General features: G+C 54.6%; 16 protein-coding genes. All 16 read left to right on the top strand.

The window, feature by feature from the left end:
- Positions 1–10 precede the first annotated feature (10 nt).
- The 16 genes from DPQ25_RS02600 to pduL all read left to right on the top strand — a co-directional run bounded on the left by DPQ25_RS02600 (position 11) and on the right by pduL (position 16014).
- Positions 11–1894, top strand: a complete 1884-nt coding sequence (locus tag DPQ25_RS02600; protein WP_112331609.1) for a beta-N-acetylhexosaminidase — start codon at positions 11–13, stop codon at positions 1892–1894.
- A gap of 290 nt (positions 1895–2184) precedes the next feature.
- The gene (locus DPQ25_RS02595) at positions 2185–3654 is read left to right on the top strand and encodes a rhamnulokinase (RefSeq protein ID WP_112331608.1); all 1470 of its coding nucleotides are present in this window, start codon (positions 2185–2187) and stop codon (positions 3652–3654) included.
- 242 nt (positions 3655–3896) lie between these two features.
- Positions 3897–4718, top strand: coding sequence for a class II aldolase/adducin family protein (locus DPQ25_RS02590; protein WP_112331607.1), 822 nt, complete (start codon positions 3897–3899; stop codon positions 4716–4718).
- 59 nt (positions 4719–4777) lie between these two features.
- Entirely contained in the window at positions 4778–6445 is a 1668-nt protein-coding gene (locus DPQ25_RS02585) for a propanediol/glycerol family dehydratase large subunit (protein ID WP_112331606.1), read from the top strand.
- 14 nt (positions 6446–6459) lie between these two features.
- Positions 6460–7152 carry a propanediol/glycerol family dehydratase medium subunit gene (locus DPQ25_RS02580; protein ID WP_112331605.1) on the top strand — a complete coding sequence of 231 codons (693 nt, stop codon included), beginning with the start codon at positions 6460–6462 and terminating at the stop codon, positions 7150–7152.
- A complete protein-coding gene (locus DPQ25_RS02575; RefSeq protein ID WP_112331604.1) occupies positions 7145–7648 on the top strand; it encodes a diol dehydratase small subunit in 504 nt (167 codons plus the stop codon). The genes DPQ25_RS02580 and DPQ25_RS02575 overlap by 8 nt, the downstream gene beginning before the upstream one ends.
- A 97-nt stretch (positions 7649–7745) precedes the next feature.
- On the top strand, positions 7746–9560 hold the full coding sequence (locus DPQ25_RS02570; RefSeq protein ID WP_112331603.1) for a diol dehydratase reactivase subunit alpha: 1815 nt from the start codon (positions 7746–7748) through the stop codon (positions 9558–9560).
- 41 nt (positions 9561–9601) lie between these two features.
- On the top strand, positions 9602–10624 hold the full coding sequence (locus DPQ25_RS02565) for a cob(I)yrinic acid a,c-diamide adenosyltransferase (RefSeq protein WP_177576801.1): 1023 nt from the start codon (positions 9602–9604) through the stop codon (positions 10622–10624).
- 33 nt (positions 10625–10657) lie between these two features.
- Positions 10658–12100, top strand: a complete 1443-nt coding sequence (locus DPQ25_RS02560) for an aldehyde dehydrogenase family protein (protein ID WP_112331601.1) — start codon at positions 10658–10660, stop codon at positions 12098–12100.
- Between the two features lie 36 nt (positions 12101–12136).
- On the top strand, positions 12137–13339 hold the full coding sequence (locus tag DPQ25_RS02555; protein ID WP_112331600.1) for a zinc-dependent alcohol dehydrogenase: 1203 nt from the start codon (positions 12137–12139) through the stop codon (positions 13337–13339).
- Between the two features lie 43 nt (positions 13340–13382).
- Positions 13383–13712 (top strand): BMC domain-containing protein, encoded by a 330-nt coding sequence (locus DPQ25_RS02550; RefSeq protein ID WP_112331599.1) that lies wholly within the window; start codon positions 13383–13385, stop codon positions 13710–13712.
- Positions 13713–13752: 40 nt separating this feature from the next.
- Positions 13753–14031, top strand: coding sequence for a BMC domain-containing protein (locus DPQ25_RS02545; protein ID WP_112332012.1), 279 nt, complete (start codon positions 13753–13755; stop codon positions 14029–14031).
- Positions 14032–14091: 60 nt separating this feature from the next.
- On the top strand, positions 14092–14370 hold the full coding sequence (locus tag DPQ25_RS02540; protein ID WP_112332011.1) for a BMC domain-containing protein: 279 nt from the start codon (positions 14092–14094) through the stop codon (positions 14368–14370).
- 55 nt (positions 14371–14425) lie between these two features.
- Positions 14426–14713, top strand: a complete 288-nt coding sequence (locus tag DPQ25_RS02535; protein WP_112331598.1) for a BMC domain-containing protein — start codon at positions 14426–14428, stop codon at positions 14711–14713.
- Positions 14714–14969: 256 nt separating this feature from the next.
- Complete coding sequence (locus DPQ25_RS02530; protein WP_112332010.1) at positions 14970–15242, top strand: BMC domain-containing protein; 273 nt, start codon at positions 14970–14972, stop codon at positions 15240–15242.
- Between the two features lie 52 nt (positions 15243–15294).
- A complete protein-coding gene (gene pduL / locus DPQ25_RS02525) occupies positions 15295–16014 on the top strand; it encodes a phosphate propanoyltransferase (protein ID WP_112331597.1) in 720 nt (239 codons plus the stop codon).
- Positions 16015–16022: the final 8 nt, after the last annotated feature.

The following is a 16022-nucleotide window of genomic DNA, read 5'->3' as shown; positions in this document are numbered from 1 at the left end:
GGAAGTATTGATGAAGATTTTGTATTCAGCCCAGGCGAAACAGCAGGAGGAACGGCTGCTTGCCGAGTTGCTGCCGGGCCTGGGGCTTGAGGGCGCGGTACTGTCGGAGCTGGAGCTGCGCCCGGGTGAAGCCCTTTCTGTGTCTTGCGACGGAAAGGCCGCCTCAATTACATACTGTCAGCTGAATGAACTGGCACGCGGCCTCGCCCTGCTGAGCGAGGCTGCGCGGAACGGTGCGGCGCTGTCGCTCACCGAAAAGCCGGTGTATAATACGCTGGGGGTTATGCTGGATTGTTCCCGAAACGGCGTGCTGAATATGGCGGCTTTTAAGCGTATGGCACGGATACTGGCCAAAATGGGCTATAACCAGATTCAGCTCTACACCGAGGACACCTACGAAATCAAGGAGTACCCTTATTTCGGTTACCTTCGCGGCCGCTACACCAAGGAGGAGTACCGCGCGATGGATGACTACGCGGCGGCGCTGGGCATTGAGCTGGTTCCAGCGATTCAGACGCTGGCGCATCTGGCCCAGGCCCTTAAATGGGCGGCTTTCAGCGATATTGTCGATTGCAATGATATTCTGCTGGCGGCCGAGGAAAAAACCTATGCGCTCATCGATGCTATGTTCCGCACACTGGCAGAGAACTTGACCAGCCGGAAGGTCAACATCGGTATGGATGAGGCTGAAATGGTCGGACTGGGCAAATATCTGCACAAGCACGGCTTTGAGGAGCGCAACGGCATCATGGTGCGCCATTTCAGCAGGGTGATGGAATTGGCCCGCAAATACGGCTTTAAGCCGATGATGTGGAGCGATATGTTCTTCAAGCTGGCAACCGGCGGCACCTATTATTGCAAGGAATGCGATTTTAAGGAAGAGGTGGCCAAGCAGATTCCGGATGACATCACGCTGCTTTATTGGGACTATTATTCGACAGACCCGGCGCTCTACGATGCAATGATTTTCAACCACCGCAAGCTGACCCAGAATGTCGCCTTTGCGGGCGGCGCTTGGAAGTGGTTCGGCTTCCAGCCTGGCAATGCGTTCAGCATGCACATCGGCCAGATGGCCCACAACAGCTGCCGCGACAACGGCGTCCGTGATGTAATCATCACGGCTTGGGGAGATGACGGGGCAGAGGCATCGCCGTTCTCCATTCTGCCGTCCCTGCAGTTCTGGGCGGAGCTGTGCTATGAGGACAGCTCGGACCACCTGGCTGAGCGTTTCCAGGCCTGTACGGGCGCCTCTTTTGAAGATTTTATGCTGCTGGAGAGCCCCATGGGGGTGCCGGGTAATCCGGAACTGAAAAAGGCGGTGTGTAATCCCTGTAAGGACCTGTTCTACCAGGATATTCTTTACGGCCTGTTTGACTGGCATGTGCTGCCCGATGCCTACGACGCGCATTTCGAACGCTGTGCACAGGCCTTGCGGTCTGCCGGTGCACGCAACCGGGAGTGGGCCGTGCTCTTTGAGGTGCAGTCTAAGTTTTGTGAGGTTCTTGCGGCAAAGGCTTCTGTGGGTGTGCGGATTCGCGCGGCCTATAGGGCAGGCGACCGTGCGGCGCTGCAGCGGTATGCGGAGGAGCTGCTTCCGGACCTGATCGCCCGCATTGATTGTTTTGCCGCGGCCTACCGGAAGCAGTGGTCGGCAGATAACAAGATTTTTGGCCTGGATGTATTTGACCTGCGGGTCGGCGGCTTGAAGCAGCGCATTCAGACGGCGGCCGAACGGCTGAGGGCCTGGCTGTCCGGCGAGATCGCCGCCCTGGAGGAGCTGGAGCAGGATATTCTGCCCTTCGACTGTGTGGAGGCGGAGGAGGACCGGGACGGGAGCCGCCATCTTGCCGTTGCGTACGGCTGGCGGGCCATAGCAACCCCCTCTGCTTTCTAAAGGTAATTTCGTTAAAAATGCCGGACGGTTAGCGTACCGTCCGGCATTTTTAACTGCTTTTTTGACATGCCGGCACATAGTTGAGCCGGGGCGGAACGGCTGAGAAAATTTATTTGCAGGAATCAGTTGCTTTTAAGGCGGGTTTTGGTTGCAGAAATAATCAAAAGCCGTTATAATATAGACAAATCAATGGCCGGGCTTCCGATTGAGAAAGGTGAGAAAGGAGGTGTCTCCTTCAAGCGTTTTTAGGCAGAACCGGTCGAGACAATATCAGAAAAGGAGATGGCACAGTGAGTAAGAAAGTGCTTGTATTCGATTTTGGCGCTTCCAGCGGCCGGGCGATGCTGGCGGATTTTGACGGAAGCCGGATTGAGCTGACGGAGGTACACCGCTTTGACAATAACCCCGTCATGGTGTGCGGAACCTTCTATTGGGATGTTCTGGGGCTGTTCCATGAGATTAAGCAGGGCATTACAAAGGCAAAGGCGCTGGGGGATTTTTCCACCATTGGTATTGACACCTGGGGCGTCGATTTTGGCCTGCTGGATAAAAAGGGAAATCTGCTACAGAACCCCATCCATTACCGCGACACCCGTACGGCGGGGATGATTGAAAAGGCGGCAAAAGTTGTCGGCAAAGCAGAGCTGTATAAGGCCAGCGGCATCCAGCTGCTGGAGCTGAACACCATTTATCAGCTGATGGCCCTTGTGGAGCAGGACCCGGAGCTTTTGGAACGGGCTGACTGCGCCCTGTTGATGCCGGATCTATTCTGCTATTTCCTGACGGGGAAAAAGACCTCGGAGTATTCCATGGCCTCCACTACGCAGATGCTCAACCCCTACACCCACCAGTGGGATAAGCCCATGCTCAAAAAGCTGGGCCTTCCGGAGAACCTCTTCCCTGAAGTGGAGCCTGCCGGCAAGGTACTGGGTAAGGTTTCTCCTGAAATTCAGGCGGAGCTCGGTTTGGGTGATGTGGACGTAATTTCCGTGGCGGAGCACGACACGGCCAGCGCGGTGGTGGCAACCCCGGCGACGGAAGACGATTTCATCTTTATTTCCTGCGGAACCTGGTCGCTGTTTGGCACCGAGCTGCAGGAGCCGGTCATCAGCGAAAAAAGCCAGGCCTACAACATCACAAACGAAGGCGGCTACCAGTACACTACCCGTTTCCTCAAGAACATTATCGGCCTGTGGCTGATTCAGGAGACTAGGCGGCAGTACCGCCGCGAAGGCAAGGAGTACAGCTACAATGACCTGGAAAAGTACGCAGTGGCCTCCAAGCCCTTCCAGTATTTTATTGACCCCGATGCGCAGGACTTTGTCGCACCCGGCAACATTCCGGAGCGCATCCGCGCTTACTGCCGTGCGACCGGCCAGGGCGAGCCGCAGACCGTCGGCGAGATCATGCGTTGTATCTATGAGAGCATCGCCATGAAATACCGCTATGTGTTTGACGAGATCAAGGATTGCACCGGGCGCGACTATCACTATATCCACATGCTGGGCGGCGGAACGAAGGACGGCCTCCTGTGCCGGATGACGGCTGCTTCCACCGGTGTGAAGATTGTGGCGGGCCCGATTGAGGCCACCGCAATGGGAAATGCCGCGGTACAGCTGATGACCACCGGCGAGATTGCAGACCTGAAGGCCGCGAGGGCGATCATCCGTAATTCCTTTGACACGATTGAGTACACCCCGGAGAACCACGAGGATTGGGAAGCCGCCTACGGGAAGTTCAAGAAGGTCATTGAGGGCTAAGCTTATCCCGCGCGTTTCGTAAAAAAATTACCCAAAGATGGGCGGAGCATTTTGGCTATTTTTCAAGAATATTCCTTTTGTAATATTTTTGATTACATTCGATTATTTGACAACAAATGAACGCGTTTTTATCAATTTAAGCGCCATTTATAGCTTAATCTGCTCATTTCTGATAAAATGAAGCTAAGAAATCGGAATCAATCAATCCCGATAATTCAAAAATGAAAAAGGAGTTATCAATTATGGCAACAGCATTTGAAATCAAAAAAGAACTGTGCGATATTGGCCGCCGTATTTATCAGAACGGTTTTGTCGCAGCAAATGACGGCAACTTTTCCGTAAAGATCAACGACAACGAGTTCTACTGCACCCCTACGGGCGTTTCCAAGGGCTTTATGACCCCGGATATGATCCTGAAGGTAGACGGCAAGGGCAACATGCTGGAGCCCAATGCAAAGTATAAGCCCTCCTCCGAGTTCAAAATGCATCTGCGTGTGTACCAGGAACGTCCGGATGTCAATGCCGTTGTGCATGCCCACCCGCCGATTGCCACCGCTCACGCTGTTTGCGGCATGGCGCTGGACACCTACATCATGCCTGAGGCCATCATCTCCCTGGGCACCGTTCCGCTGACCAAATACGGCACGCCCTCCACGATGGAGATTCCGGACGCGATTTCCGAGGCTTTCCAGAACCATGACGCAGTCCTGCTGCAGAACCATGGCGCTTTGAGCGTTGGCGTCAGCCTGATCAACGCCTACTTTAAGATGGAGACCCTGGAGTACTTCGCCAAGGTCAGCTACTATGCCAAACAACTGGGCGGCGGCCAGGAGCTTACCTGTGAGCAGATTGAGAAGCTGCTGGAAGTCCGTAAGCAGATGGGCGTTCCGGGCAGACACCCCGGCTGCAGCAGATGCGCGCACCGCGGAACACCGGAGTGCCATTGCCTGACCCCGGACCAGAAGGCTACCTGCCAGTGCCATTCCGAGGCTTCCGGCTCCAAGGCTGCCAGCGAGGACCTGGTCAATGAAATTACCAAGAAGGTTATTGCCGCTCTGAAATAAGCGCGCATATTTAAATTTTGCTTGCGTTGAAACCGCAAGCGGAAAGGCGAGGTTATTACATGCCGCAAAGCAATCGCTTTAAAGTTTTATCGGAACGTCCGGTGAATAAAGACTGTTTTATATTGGATGATCCGGAAATGGGATTTGTGGCTATGGATTCGCCTTATGATCCGAAACCGTCTATCAAAATCGAAAACGGCGTGATTGTGGAAATGGACCAAAAGCGCCGGGAAGAGTTCGATTTTGAGGATACCTTCATCGCCGACCATGCCATTGATTTAAGTATGGCGGAGGAAGTCATGGCGATGAACTCCCTGACGATCGCCAGAATGATGGTGGACATCAACGTCGGCAAGGAAAAGGTTGCCCGCCTGGTGGACGGCATGACGCCGGCTAAGCTCTGTGAGGTTGTGGGTAAGCTGAATGTTGTGGAAATGATGATGTCCATGCAGAAAATGCGTGAACGCCTTTTCCCGGCGAACCAGGCCCATGTGACCAATGTGGATGATAACCCGGTGCAGATTGCCTGCGATGCGGCGGAATCCGCCCTGCGCGGCTTTGCCGAAATGGAGACGACGGTCGGCGTAGCGCGCTATGCCCCGCTGTGCGCCATCGGCCTGCTGGTGGGTTCGCAGTACGGCCGCCCCGGCGTGCTTTCGCAGTGCGCGGTGGAAGAGGCTACGGAGCTTATGCTGGGTATGCTGGGCATCACCACCTACGCAGAAACGCTCTCTGTCTATGGTACCGAGAAAGTATTTATCGACGGGGACGACACCCCTTATTCCAAGGCGTTTCTGGCTTCGGCCTATGCTTCCAGAGGCATTAAGGTCCGTTGTACTTCGGGCACCGGATCGGAGGCGCTCATGGGCAATGCGGAGAAGAAATCCATGCTTTACCTGGAGGCCCGCTGCCTGCTTGTCATCAAGGGCGCTGGCGTTCAGGGGACGCAGAACGGATCCGTAAGCTGCATCGGCGTAGTCAGCTCGGTACCTTCCGGTATTCGGGCGGTCCTGGCTGAAAACCTGATTGCCGCCATGCTGGGCCTGGAATGTGCTTCCAGCAACGACCAGTCTTTCTCGCATTCGGACATTCGCCGTACGGCGCGTATGCTGATGCAAATGCTGCCGGGTACGGACTTTATCTTCTCCGGCTACAGCGCGACCCCGAACTATGACAACATGTTTGCAGGATCGAACTTTGAGGCCGATGATTTTGACGATTATAACGTACTGCAGCGTGACCTGAAGGTGGACGGCGGTTTGCGCCCGGTCACCGAGGAACAGGTTGTGGAGGTTCGTTATAAGGCGGCGAAAGCCATGCAGGCCTTGTTCGACGGACTCGGCTTTGAGCCGGTCACCGAGGAACAGGTGGAGCAGTGCGTTTACGCGCACGGCAGTAAGGACATTACCGCTAAGCGCCGGGTGGACGAGGATTTAAAGGCCGCCAAGCGTGTTGTCGAGGGCGAGGTCAACGGCCTGGATATTGTTCGGGTGTTGGCAAAGGCCGGCCATGAGGATGTGGCGAAATCCATTTTGGAAATGCTGAAGCAACGGGTCTCCGGTGACTACTTGCAGACAGCGGCGATTTTGGATCGCGATTTCCATGTACACAGTTCAATTAATGATCGAAATTGTTATAAAGGACCCGGCACGGGCTACCATGTTGAGGGTGAAACGTGGGAGAAGATCAAGGCAATTCCCCAGGCGTTCGACCCCGAAACATTTTAAAGGAGGGACGGAAGATGGCATATGATGAAAAGCTGGTTGCTGAGATTACCCGCAGGGTTGTCGAAGCGCTGGCAGGCAAAGAGCCCGCTGCTGCTTCCTCCAGCCCGGCAAACGCCGGTTCGGCAGCTCCTGCGGCCGCCGCTGCCTCCGAGGATGGTTTTACCATCCGAGAGATTGGCGAGGCGCAGGTAGGAACTTACCCGGACGAGGTTGTCATTGGGCTTGCACCCGCTTTTGGGACGGCTCAAAAGAAGACAATTGTCGGGGTTCCGCATTCCCAGGTGCTTCGTGAGATTGCCGCCGGTATAGAGGAGGAGGGGCTCAAACCCCGCTTCATCAAGGTGGTGGATATCTCCGACGTTTCCTTCATCGCCCGCCGGGCTGCTACCTACAGCGGTTCCGGGATTGGGATTGGGATTCAGTCCAAGGGAACCACGGTCATTCACCAGAAAGACCTATTCCCGCTTTCAAACCTGGAGCTTTTCCCCCAGGCGCCGCTGATTACATTGGAAATGTACCGTAAAATCGGCAAGAATGCCGCACGGTATGCTAAGGGCCAGTCCCCGGTGCCGATTGAGGCGGAAAATGATTGTATGGTACGCCCGGCCTTTCAAACGAAGGCGGCAATTCTTCATATTAAGGAAACGCGGGAAATTCGTCCCGGGCAGGCCCCGGTTCAACTGGAGGTGAAATGGCGGGATGAATGAGAGCATTGAAAGCATTGTCGCACGGATTGCGGCAGAACTGAAAAAAAATGAGCTTTCCGGCAAAAGCGCCGCCGCCTCCAAGGAATATGACCTGAGTGATTATCCAATGCTTGATAAACACCGGGATGAAATCCGGACGCCGACTGGAAAGGGCCTTAAGGACCTGACGCTGGAAAAGGTGCTCGACGGCAGTGTGAATATCAAGGATATTCGTATTTCAAGCGACATGCTGCACGCCCAGGCACAAATTGCCGCCAGCGCGGGAAAGCCGCAAATTGGTGAAAACTTGAAACGGGCAGCGGAAATGACGCAAATCCCGGATGATGAATTGATTAAGATGTACGATATGCTCCGCCCCAACCGCTCAACAAAGCAGCAGCTGGTTGAACTGGCGCAGAAACTGGAGCAGCAGTACCAGGCAACTATTTGTGCGCAGCTCGTCCGTGAAGCCACGGAGGTGTATGAGCGCAGGGGGATTCTGAAAAAAGCTGACTGAGCGCTGCGGTGTTTGGACGGGCGGTTATCCCGTGTACTGCGGAAGCTTCATCCGCCCGGCTTATTAACTGAAAAATGATTTGGAAGGAGGAGAGGAAATGGCGTTTCCCTCAAAAATCGTAGCCGGTATTGATATCGGCAACTCGACAACAGAGGCCATTCTGATGGACAAGGGTGCTGAAAAGCCTGTATTCCTTTCTTCTTCTATGACCGCGACCACCGGCGTAAAAGGGACCTTGAAAAATGTTGAGGGCTGTGTAACGGCTTTAAACGGCGCATTGTCCTCGGCGGGCCTGACTGCGCGAGAGGTTACGGAAATCCGTATTAATCAGGCGGCGCCGGTTATCAGCAATCTCTCCATGGACACCGTCAGTGAAACGGTGGTAATCGGATCCGCGATGATTGGCCATAACCCGGATACTCCCGGCGGAGAAGGCCTGGCGCTGGGGCTCACAGTCCCGATTGAAAGGCTTGCGGGCCACACCGAGGAAGTGGTCGCCATCATTGACGACTGCCCTTATTACAGGGCGGCTACGCTGCTGAACAAGGCTTTTGCGGACGGCGTTAAGGTGGTGGGGGCCATTGTCCGCAGTGACGATGGTGTTCTAATTGCGAATCGCTTGACCCGGATCATCCCGATTGTGGATGAAGTCAAGGGGATTTCCAAGGTGGAAAAGAACGTGCTTGCCGCCGTGGAGGTGGCTGGTAATGGCGAGAGCATCAAGACGCTTTCAAACCCTTATGGCATTGCCGGGCTCTTTCACCTGACGCCTCAGGAGACGAAGGACAGCATCCCGGTTGCGCGCAGCTTGACTGGCTGCCGCTCGGGGGTTGTGATCCGTGCTCAGGGTGCTCAGGTGAATGCGCGAAAAATACCCGCTGGAACTATTCGCCTTACCGGCGACAAGAAGACAGAGGAAATCAACGTCAATGACGGCGCGGATGCCATTATGGCCGCGCTTGAGCGGGTAGGTACCCTGATGGATGCAACCGGCGAGGAGGGAACAAATGTCGGCGGGCTGCTCAGCTCCATCAAACAGACGATGGCGGAGTTGACGGAGCAACAGGCTGAGGATATGCGGATTTCGGGAATCCTGGCGGCCGATACCTTTGCCGCCACGAAGGTGGAGGGAGCCCTGGCCGGTGAGCACACGATGGAAAACGTCGTGATGCTGGCAGCCATGGTAAAGACCTCCCATCTCCATATGAACCGCATTGCCAGAGAGCTGCAAACCAGGATGCAAATTCCGGTGGTGGTTTCCGGCAAAGAAGCGGAGATGGCGTTGAAGGGAGCATTGACTACCCCGGGGTCTCAGACGCCGCTGGCGATTCTCGATTTAGGCGGTGGATCCACGGATGCGGCGCTGATTGATTCCGCCGGCCATGTCACTTCCATCCACCATGCGGGTGCGGGCGAGATGGTGACGCGGATTATCAATCTGGAGCTCAACCTGGATGACCGTGACACAGCGGAGCTGATTAAAAAGTTTCCGTTGGCCAAGGTCGAGGGGCTGCTCTACCTGCGGTTTGAAGATTCAAGCGTCAAGTTTGTTTCTGAGCCGCTTCCGCCGCAGTTCTACTCCCGGATTGTCGTGGTAACGGATCAGGGACTGGTGCCGGTTCGTTCTGATAAAAAGCTGACCATTGACAAAATTGCCAATGTGCGGCGCATGGCCAAAAAGAAGGTCTTTTTGGCTAATGCACAGCGGGCGCTGAAAGCGGTTGCCCCAGATGGGGAAATCCGCAGAATTGGCTCCGTGGTATTGGTTGGCGGCAGCTCACAGGACTTTGAGATTGCGGACATTCTCTCCGAATATCTCAATAATTACCGAATTGCCGCGGGCAGAGCGAATTTGCTCGGTTTCTTGCCGCCGCACAGTGCGGTGGCGCTGGGCTTGGCCCTGTCGGATTGACGGCAGCAAATAATTTTATGCAAAGGAGGAATGTCCCGCTCATGGATAGCCGCAAAAATATCTATACAAAAACCGGGGACTCCGGCTTTGCAAGCACAATGAATCGTAAGATGATTCCCAAAAACAGCCCGATTTTCTGCGTGTTGGGTACAATTGATGAACTAAATTCAACGCTTGGCGTGGCAAGAGAGAAGATGCCGGAGGCCACCGGCGAAATAGTCCGCTCTCTGCAAAAGGACCTGATTGCCTTTTCCGCCGAGCTGGCGGGCGGCTCACGCTTTGCTACCAAGGAAAAGGTAGCTGCCTTGGAAGAGTCCATCGACACGATTATGAAGTCGGTTCCTGAAATTAAGGAGTTTATTACTCCAGGGGATACAGAGGCGGGCGCGGCGTTGGATGTTTCCAGAAGCGTTGCCCGCAGGGCGGAACGGGAGCTTGTTTCCAGCAAGCAAACCGGCGGCATCAGCCGTGAGGCGATGATGTGGATGAACCGGATCTCTGATTTCATCTACGCTTTGGCCCGTCTGATGGATGCGGAGCTTGCCAGCCAGCAAGGGCAGAAGCCGGTGGCTGTGCAGGCCGCGGCTGCACCGGCGGCGCCGATGCAGCTGACGGTAGGCAATGTGGCTCTCATGCCCGCCAATTCCGATTTTTTGGACTTCAGCTTGTGGCTTTGCCGGGCGGTGCTCGACAAAGCGAAGGAGATGCACCTGCCGGTAGTAACGGCGGCGTGCGACGCGGGTGGCAACCCCACCGCGCTGATGAGGGCGGACGGCGCTTATATCGCCAGTGTCGATATTGCACAGAGTAAGGCGTTTACCAGTGTGTCGGTACAAATGTCGACGGAGAAGCTGGGCGCCCTGTGCCAGCCGAACGGCCCGCTATACGGGATACAAAATACCAATCAAGGGCGGATTGTGATCTTCGGCGGAGGGATTCCCCTCTACCGCAACGGCGTACTGATTGGCGGCTTTGGTGTCAGCGGCGGCTCTGCAGAGCAGGACACCGGCCTGGCACATTATGCCGAGGAGATTTACAAAAAGCAGTTCGGAGTTTTAGACTGAAGACTGCAAAAAAATATAGGAGGTATGGTGACTTTGGATATCAGCAACAAGGAAATTGAAGAAATAGTCCGCAAGGTTGTTGCGAACATGTCCGGTGATGAGCAGGATGCCCAGCCGGCAACCGTCGCCACTGGTGTGGTAATCAACGGAAAAACCTATCACGGCGTATTTAACGATATGAACGAAGCAATTGAGGCTGCTTACCAGGCGCAGAGAAAGCTTCGCGATCTGTCCTTTGAGGAGCGTGAGAAGTTTATCACCGTTGCCCGCCGTCTGATTATGGAAGAGGCGGAGGAAATGGCAAAGCTGGGCGTTTCTGAAACCGGCATGGGCCGTGTGGAGCACAAGATCTTGAAACACCGCTATGTAGCCATGAAGACCCCCGGCACGGAGGATCTGGTGACGGAAGCTATTTCCGGCGATAAGGGCCTGATGCTGCTGGAGATGGCGCCCTACGGCGTCATCGGCGCAATGACCCCGAGTACGAACCCCAGCGAAACAGTGCTGTGCAACTCCATTGGCATGATTGCCGGCGGCAACACAGTGGTGTTTAACCCTCACCCGAATGCCCTGATGACTTCCCTTTATGCGGTGGATCTTATCAACCGGGCGGCTATTGAGGCCGGCCTGCCGCAGAACATGTGCTGCGCGGTGGCGAAGCCGACCATGGAGACCTCGGACATCATGGTCAAGCACCCCTACATCAAAATGCTGTGCTGCACGGGCGGCCCGGGCGTTGTCAAGGCGATGCTTTCCTCCGGCAAGAAGGCCATTGGCGCCGGCGCCGGCAACCCGCCGGTTATTGTTGACGAAACCGCCGACATTGCAAAGGCCGGTAAGGACATCATCGACGGCTGCACCTTCGATAATAACCTCCCCTGCATAGCGGAAAAAGAAGTCTTTGCGCTGGAGGCTATTGCCGACGAACTGATTCACCATATGATTCAAGCGGGCGCTTACCTCATCAGCCGCGAGCAGATGCTGGAGCTGGAGAAGGTTGTTTTGGTCGACGGCAAGAACGGCAAGAAGACGATTAACAAGAAATGGGTCGGCCGCGACGCAAAGCTTATCCTCAAGCAGATCGGCATCAATGTCGGCGATGAAATCCGCTGCGTGCTCTGTGAGGCCCAGGAGATGGATCACTTCGTACAGATCGAGCTGATGATGCCCATTCTGGCCGTTGTCCGTGTGCCGGATGTTGACACGGCGATTAAGATGGCCGTTAAGGCTGAGCACGGCAACCGCCACACCGCTCATATGCACTCCAAGAACATTGACAATCTCTCTAAATTTGCCAGAGAGGTTGAAACGACCATCTTTGTTAAGAATGCTCCTTCCTATGCAGGCATCGGTGTAGGCGGTGAAGGCCACTGCACCTTTACCATCGCCGGCCCGACAGGCGAGGGCCTGACCTCCGCCAGAAGCTTCACCAGAAAGAGAAGATGCGTCATGGTGGATTCTTTCCGTATAGTGTAATCAATTATTAATTTCAATATAGGAGGTTTCGTTGAGATGGAAATAAATGCAAATGAAATTGCAAGCATTGTCCGTTCGGTGCTTAACGGCATGGAAAACGGCGGGGCGGCCCCGGCCAAGGATCTTCCGCCGGTTCCTGCAACGGCGCGTGTTGCCATGCTGACAGCCCCCAAGCACTTTGAGGTTAAAGAGTTTCCGATCCCTGAGATCGGCGACGATGACATCCTCGTAAAGGTCGAGGGCGCGGGCATTTGCGGCACTGACGTACACGAGTGGAGAGGCGACCCGTTCGGCTACATCCCGCTGGTCCTGGGCCATGAAGGTACTGGTGAGATCGTCCGTCTGGGCAAGAATGTCAAGACCGACACGGCGGGTAAACCGATCAAGATCGGCGACAAGCTGGTTACTTCGGTCATCTCCTGCGGTGAGTGCAACATCTGCCGCCTGCATCCGGGTGAGACGGAGCTGTGCGATAAACAGGGCGTTTACGGCTTGATTCCGGATAATGAGAAAAACCACCTCTGCGGCTGGTTCTCTACCTACATGCACATCACAAAGGGCTCCACGTATTTTGTCGTAAACGATCTTACCTTGGACCAGCGCATGCTGCTGGAGCTTGCCGCCGTTACCACTCATGCCCTGGAGCAGGGAAAGAAGACCGGCCGGCTGAACTTTAATTCCAAGGTTTTGGTTCAGGGCTGCGGCCCTGTTGGCCTGATGATGATTGCTACACTGCGCACAATGGGTATCGACCGCATTATCGCAGTTGACGGCAACGAGAACCGTCTGAATTTTGCCCGTAAGCTCGGCGCAACGGACGTTGTCAACTTTAAGGAGCTGCCGGAGCTTGCACAGCGTGTACAGGCGGTAAAGGACATGACGGACGGCGTTGGCGCGGACTTTGCTTACCAGTGCACCGGCAATACTCATGCGGCTTCCGACGTTTACAAATACATCCGCCGCGGCGGCGGTCTGTGCGAAATGGGCTTCTTCGTCAATAATGGCGAGTGCACCATCAACCCGCACTTCGACCTGTGCAACAAGGAAATTATGCTGGTTGGCTCCTGGGATTACAGCGCTGCTGAGTACCCGATTGCCATGGCCTTCCTGCGTAGGGCCAAGGGTATGGGTATTCCGCTTGAGGAGCTCATTACACACCGTTATCCGCTCGACCAAATGAATGAAGCTTGTGAGATGAACGTATCACAGCAGGGCATTAAGATTTGCTACATGGCTTGATTTGGGATAGCGCTATACTTAAAATGAACTGTGAGGTGTAGCTATGGCGCTGGGTATGATTGAAGTCTTCGGCTTTGCGACAAGCATCATTGTTGCGGACGCCGCTGCCAAAGCTGGCAATGTGGAAGTCGTTGCTTTGGACAAGAACAAACCAGCAAATGGCGACGCAGCCGAGGTTCCCCTCATCATGGTGGTAAAGCTGCAGGGCGATGTTGCATCGGTGGAGCAGGCTGTGGAGGCGGGGAGCAACCTGGCTAAGCAGCGCGGGCTCTTCATTACCTCTTACATCATTGCCAATGAAGCGGAAGACACCAAGAAGATGGCAAAGATTAATGCTGTTGGTCGCGATAAGTTTAACATTCTGGAATATTGATTTATAAACTTTATAAATTTCATTTACAAAGGAGATTATGATCATGGTAGAAGCATTGGGTATGGTAGAAACAAGAGGCCTCGTGGCTTCCATTGAAGCAGCGGATGCGATGGTCAAGGCTGCTAACGTAGTATTGATTGGCACAGAGAAGATTGGTTCCGGGCTCGTAAGCGTCATGGTACGCGGCGACGTAGGCGCTGTAAACGCTGCTGTAGAGGCAGGCGGCACGGCGGCTGCCCGCTTGGGAGAGGTCATTGCCACCCATGTCATTCCGAGACCGCATTCGGATGTTGAGAAGATCCTGCCGGTTATTAAATAAGAAAATACAGCGAACGCTGTGGCAAGCAATTTGTCGTAAAGATTGATAAAGGAGATTACGATTATGGTAGAAGCATTGGGTATGGTAGAAACAAGAGGCCTCGTGGCTTCCATTGAAGCGGCGGATGCGATGGTCAAGGCTGCTAACGTAGTACTGATTGGCACAGAAAAGATTGGTTCCGGGCTCGTAAGCGTCATGGTACGCGGCGACGTAGGCGCTGTAAAGGCTGCTGTAGAAGCAGGCGGCACGGCGGCTGCTCGTCTGGGCGAGGTTATTGCCACCCATGTCATTCCGAGACCGCATTCGGATGTTGAGAAGATTCTGCCTGTCATTAAATAAGAAAGGACTATGGTTGTGCCTTCCGGCACACGTCTGAAAGGCACGGTGAATAGTAGTGGAAAAAGCGATTGCACTTCTTGAGGTGCAAGGTTTGACAGCAGCAATTGAAGGACTCGACGCCATGCTGAAGGCGGCGGATGTCAGGCTGATACACATTGAGCGCAGGCTGGGCGGCAGGCTGGTAACCATGGTGGTTGACGGCACGGTAGCCGACGTACAGGCTGCGGCCGAGGCAGGCAAGGAAGCAGCCTCGCATATTGGAAAGGTCAAGCTCAGTGAGGTATTGCCCCGCCCGCACCCCGAGGTGAAAAAGTTCCTTTATACGAATGTAAAGGAGGAATAACATGGATACGCCTAAAACGACGGACGGAGCGAAAGCCGGGGAGGGCAAAGCCCAGGAACCGAAGGTCGTTCAATCCGTTATTGGCGCTACGGATCCTCAGGTTTTGAATATGGTCGAGAAATCGGCTGCGTCAGCCAGAGCTCCGAGAAGCACCAGAAAAAAATCAGAAGCGCCTCGCAGAGAGGCTGTGAAAGCCCCCGCGGAGGTTTTGAAGCCAGATTCAAACGATAAAACAGAAAAGGAGAGTTCTCATATTATGGAAGCATTGGGTATGGTAGAGACCAGAGGTCTCGTAGCATCCATTGAGGCGGCCGATGCAATGGTTAAGGCTGCAAACGTTTCTCTTATTGGTACAGAAAAAATCGGTTCCGGACTCGTAAGCGTCATGGTACGCGGCGATGTAGGTGCTGTAAAGGCTGCTGTAGAAGCAGGCGGCACGGCAGCTGCTCGTCTGGGCGAGGTTATTGCCACTCATGTCATTCCGAGACCTCATTCGGATGTTGAGAAGATTCTGCCTGTTATCAAATAAAAAAGCGGCGATTGCCCAAATTTGAGGAATAATCGCTACGGAGGCGGAATAAATGGCAGTGGATGAAAGATTAATAGAACAAATTGTTAAACAGGTTATCGAATTGAAGAAGGAGACGGCTGCTGCGGCGCCTAAGACGGCTTGCGCTGCGGCGCCGGCTCCCGCCTCTCAGGCGTCTAAGGACGATTTTCCGTTGATTCCGGTCGGTGTTTCCGCGCGTCATATCCATCTGAGCAGAAAAGATATGGACACGCTGTTCGGGCCTGGTTCCGAGCTAACCCCGATGAAGGAATTGATGGGCGGCCAATTTGCGGCTAAAGAGCAGGTTACTCTGATTGGCCCTTCACTGCGGCCGATCGAGAAGGTGCGCGTTCTGGGGCCGCTGCGCAAGCAGACCCAGGTTGAGATCTCCGCCACAGATACCTTTGTTTTAAAGGTACATCCCCCGGTTCGCCCCTCCGGCGATATTGAGGGGACCCCCGGCCTGACCATTGTGGGGCCTAAGGGTGTGGTAAAGCTGGAGAAGGGCTGCATTATTGCCAACCGCCATATCCATATGTCGCCTGCGGATGCAGCGCGCTTTGGTGTGAAGGACGGCGAGTATGTCAATGTTCTCGCCGAAGGTGAGCGTAGAACGATGATGTACGGGGTGCAAATCCGTGTGGATCCCAGCTTTACGCTGGAAATGCACATTGATACGGATGACGCCAATGCCATTGGCTTTAAAGAAAAGGTCGTTACGCTGCTGAAGCGTGAAGATTGCCCAAGGTGACGGAAAGG

Origin of the sequence: Hydrogeniiclostridium mannosilyticum (genome assembly GCF_003268275.1) — a bacterium.
In the GTDB taxonomy this organism is placed as follows: Bacteria; Bacillota; Clostridia; order Oscillospirales; family Acutalibacteraceae; genus Hydrogeniiclostridium; species Hydrogeniiclostridium mannosilyticum.
Note: the sequence above shows the minus strand (reverse complement) of the source record. Positions and strands in the feature narration are given on the sequence as shown.

Bases quoted from the DNA above. Each gene is read 5' to 3' on its own strand.
- DPQ25_RS02600 (WP_112331609.1), top strand. From the start codon at position 11: ATGAAGATTTTGTATTCAGCCCAGGCGAAACAGCAGGAGGAACGGCTG.
- DPQ25_RS02590 (WP_112331607.1), top strand. From the start codon at position 3,897: ATGGCAACAGCATTTGAAATCAAAAAAGAACTGTGCGATATTGGCCGC.
- DPQ25_RS02585 (WP_112331606.1), top strand. From the start codon at position 4,778: ATGCCGCAAAGCAATCGCTTTAAAGTTTTATCGGAACGTCCGGTGAAT.
- DPQ25_RS02580 (WP_112331605.1), top strand. From the start codon at position 6,460: ATGGCATATGATGAAAAGCTGGTTGCTGAGATTACCCGCAGGGTTGTC.
- DPQ25_RS02575 (WP_112331604.1), top strand. From the start codon at position 7,145: ATGAATGAGAGCATTGAAAGCATTGTCGCACGGATTGCGGCAGAACTG.
- DPQ25_RS02570 (WP_112331603.1), top strand. From the start codon at position 7,746: ATGGCGTTTCCCTCAAAAATCGTAGCCGGTATTGATATCGGCAACTCG.
- DPQ25_RS02565 (WP_177576801.1), top strand. From the start codon at position 9,602: ATGGATAGCCGCAAAAATATCTATACAAAAACCGGGGACTCCGGCTTT.
- DPQ25_RS02555 (WP_112331600.1), top strand. From the start codon at position 12,137: ATGGAAATAAATGCAAATGAAATTGCAAGCATTGTCCGTTCGGTGCTT.
- DPQ25_RS02550 (WP_112331599.1), top strand. From the start codon at position 13,383: ATGGCGCTGGGTATGATTGAAGTCTTCGGCTTTGCGACAAGCATCATT.
- DPQ25_RS02530 (WP_112332010.1), top strand. From the start codon at position 14,970: ATGGAAGCATTGGGTATGGTAGAGACCAGAGGTCTCGTAGCATCCATT.
- pduL (WP_112331597.1), top strand. From the start codon at position 15,295: ATGGCAGTGGATGAAAGATTAATAGAACAAATTGTTAAACAGGTTATC.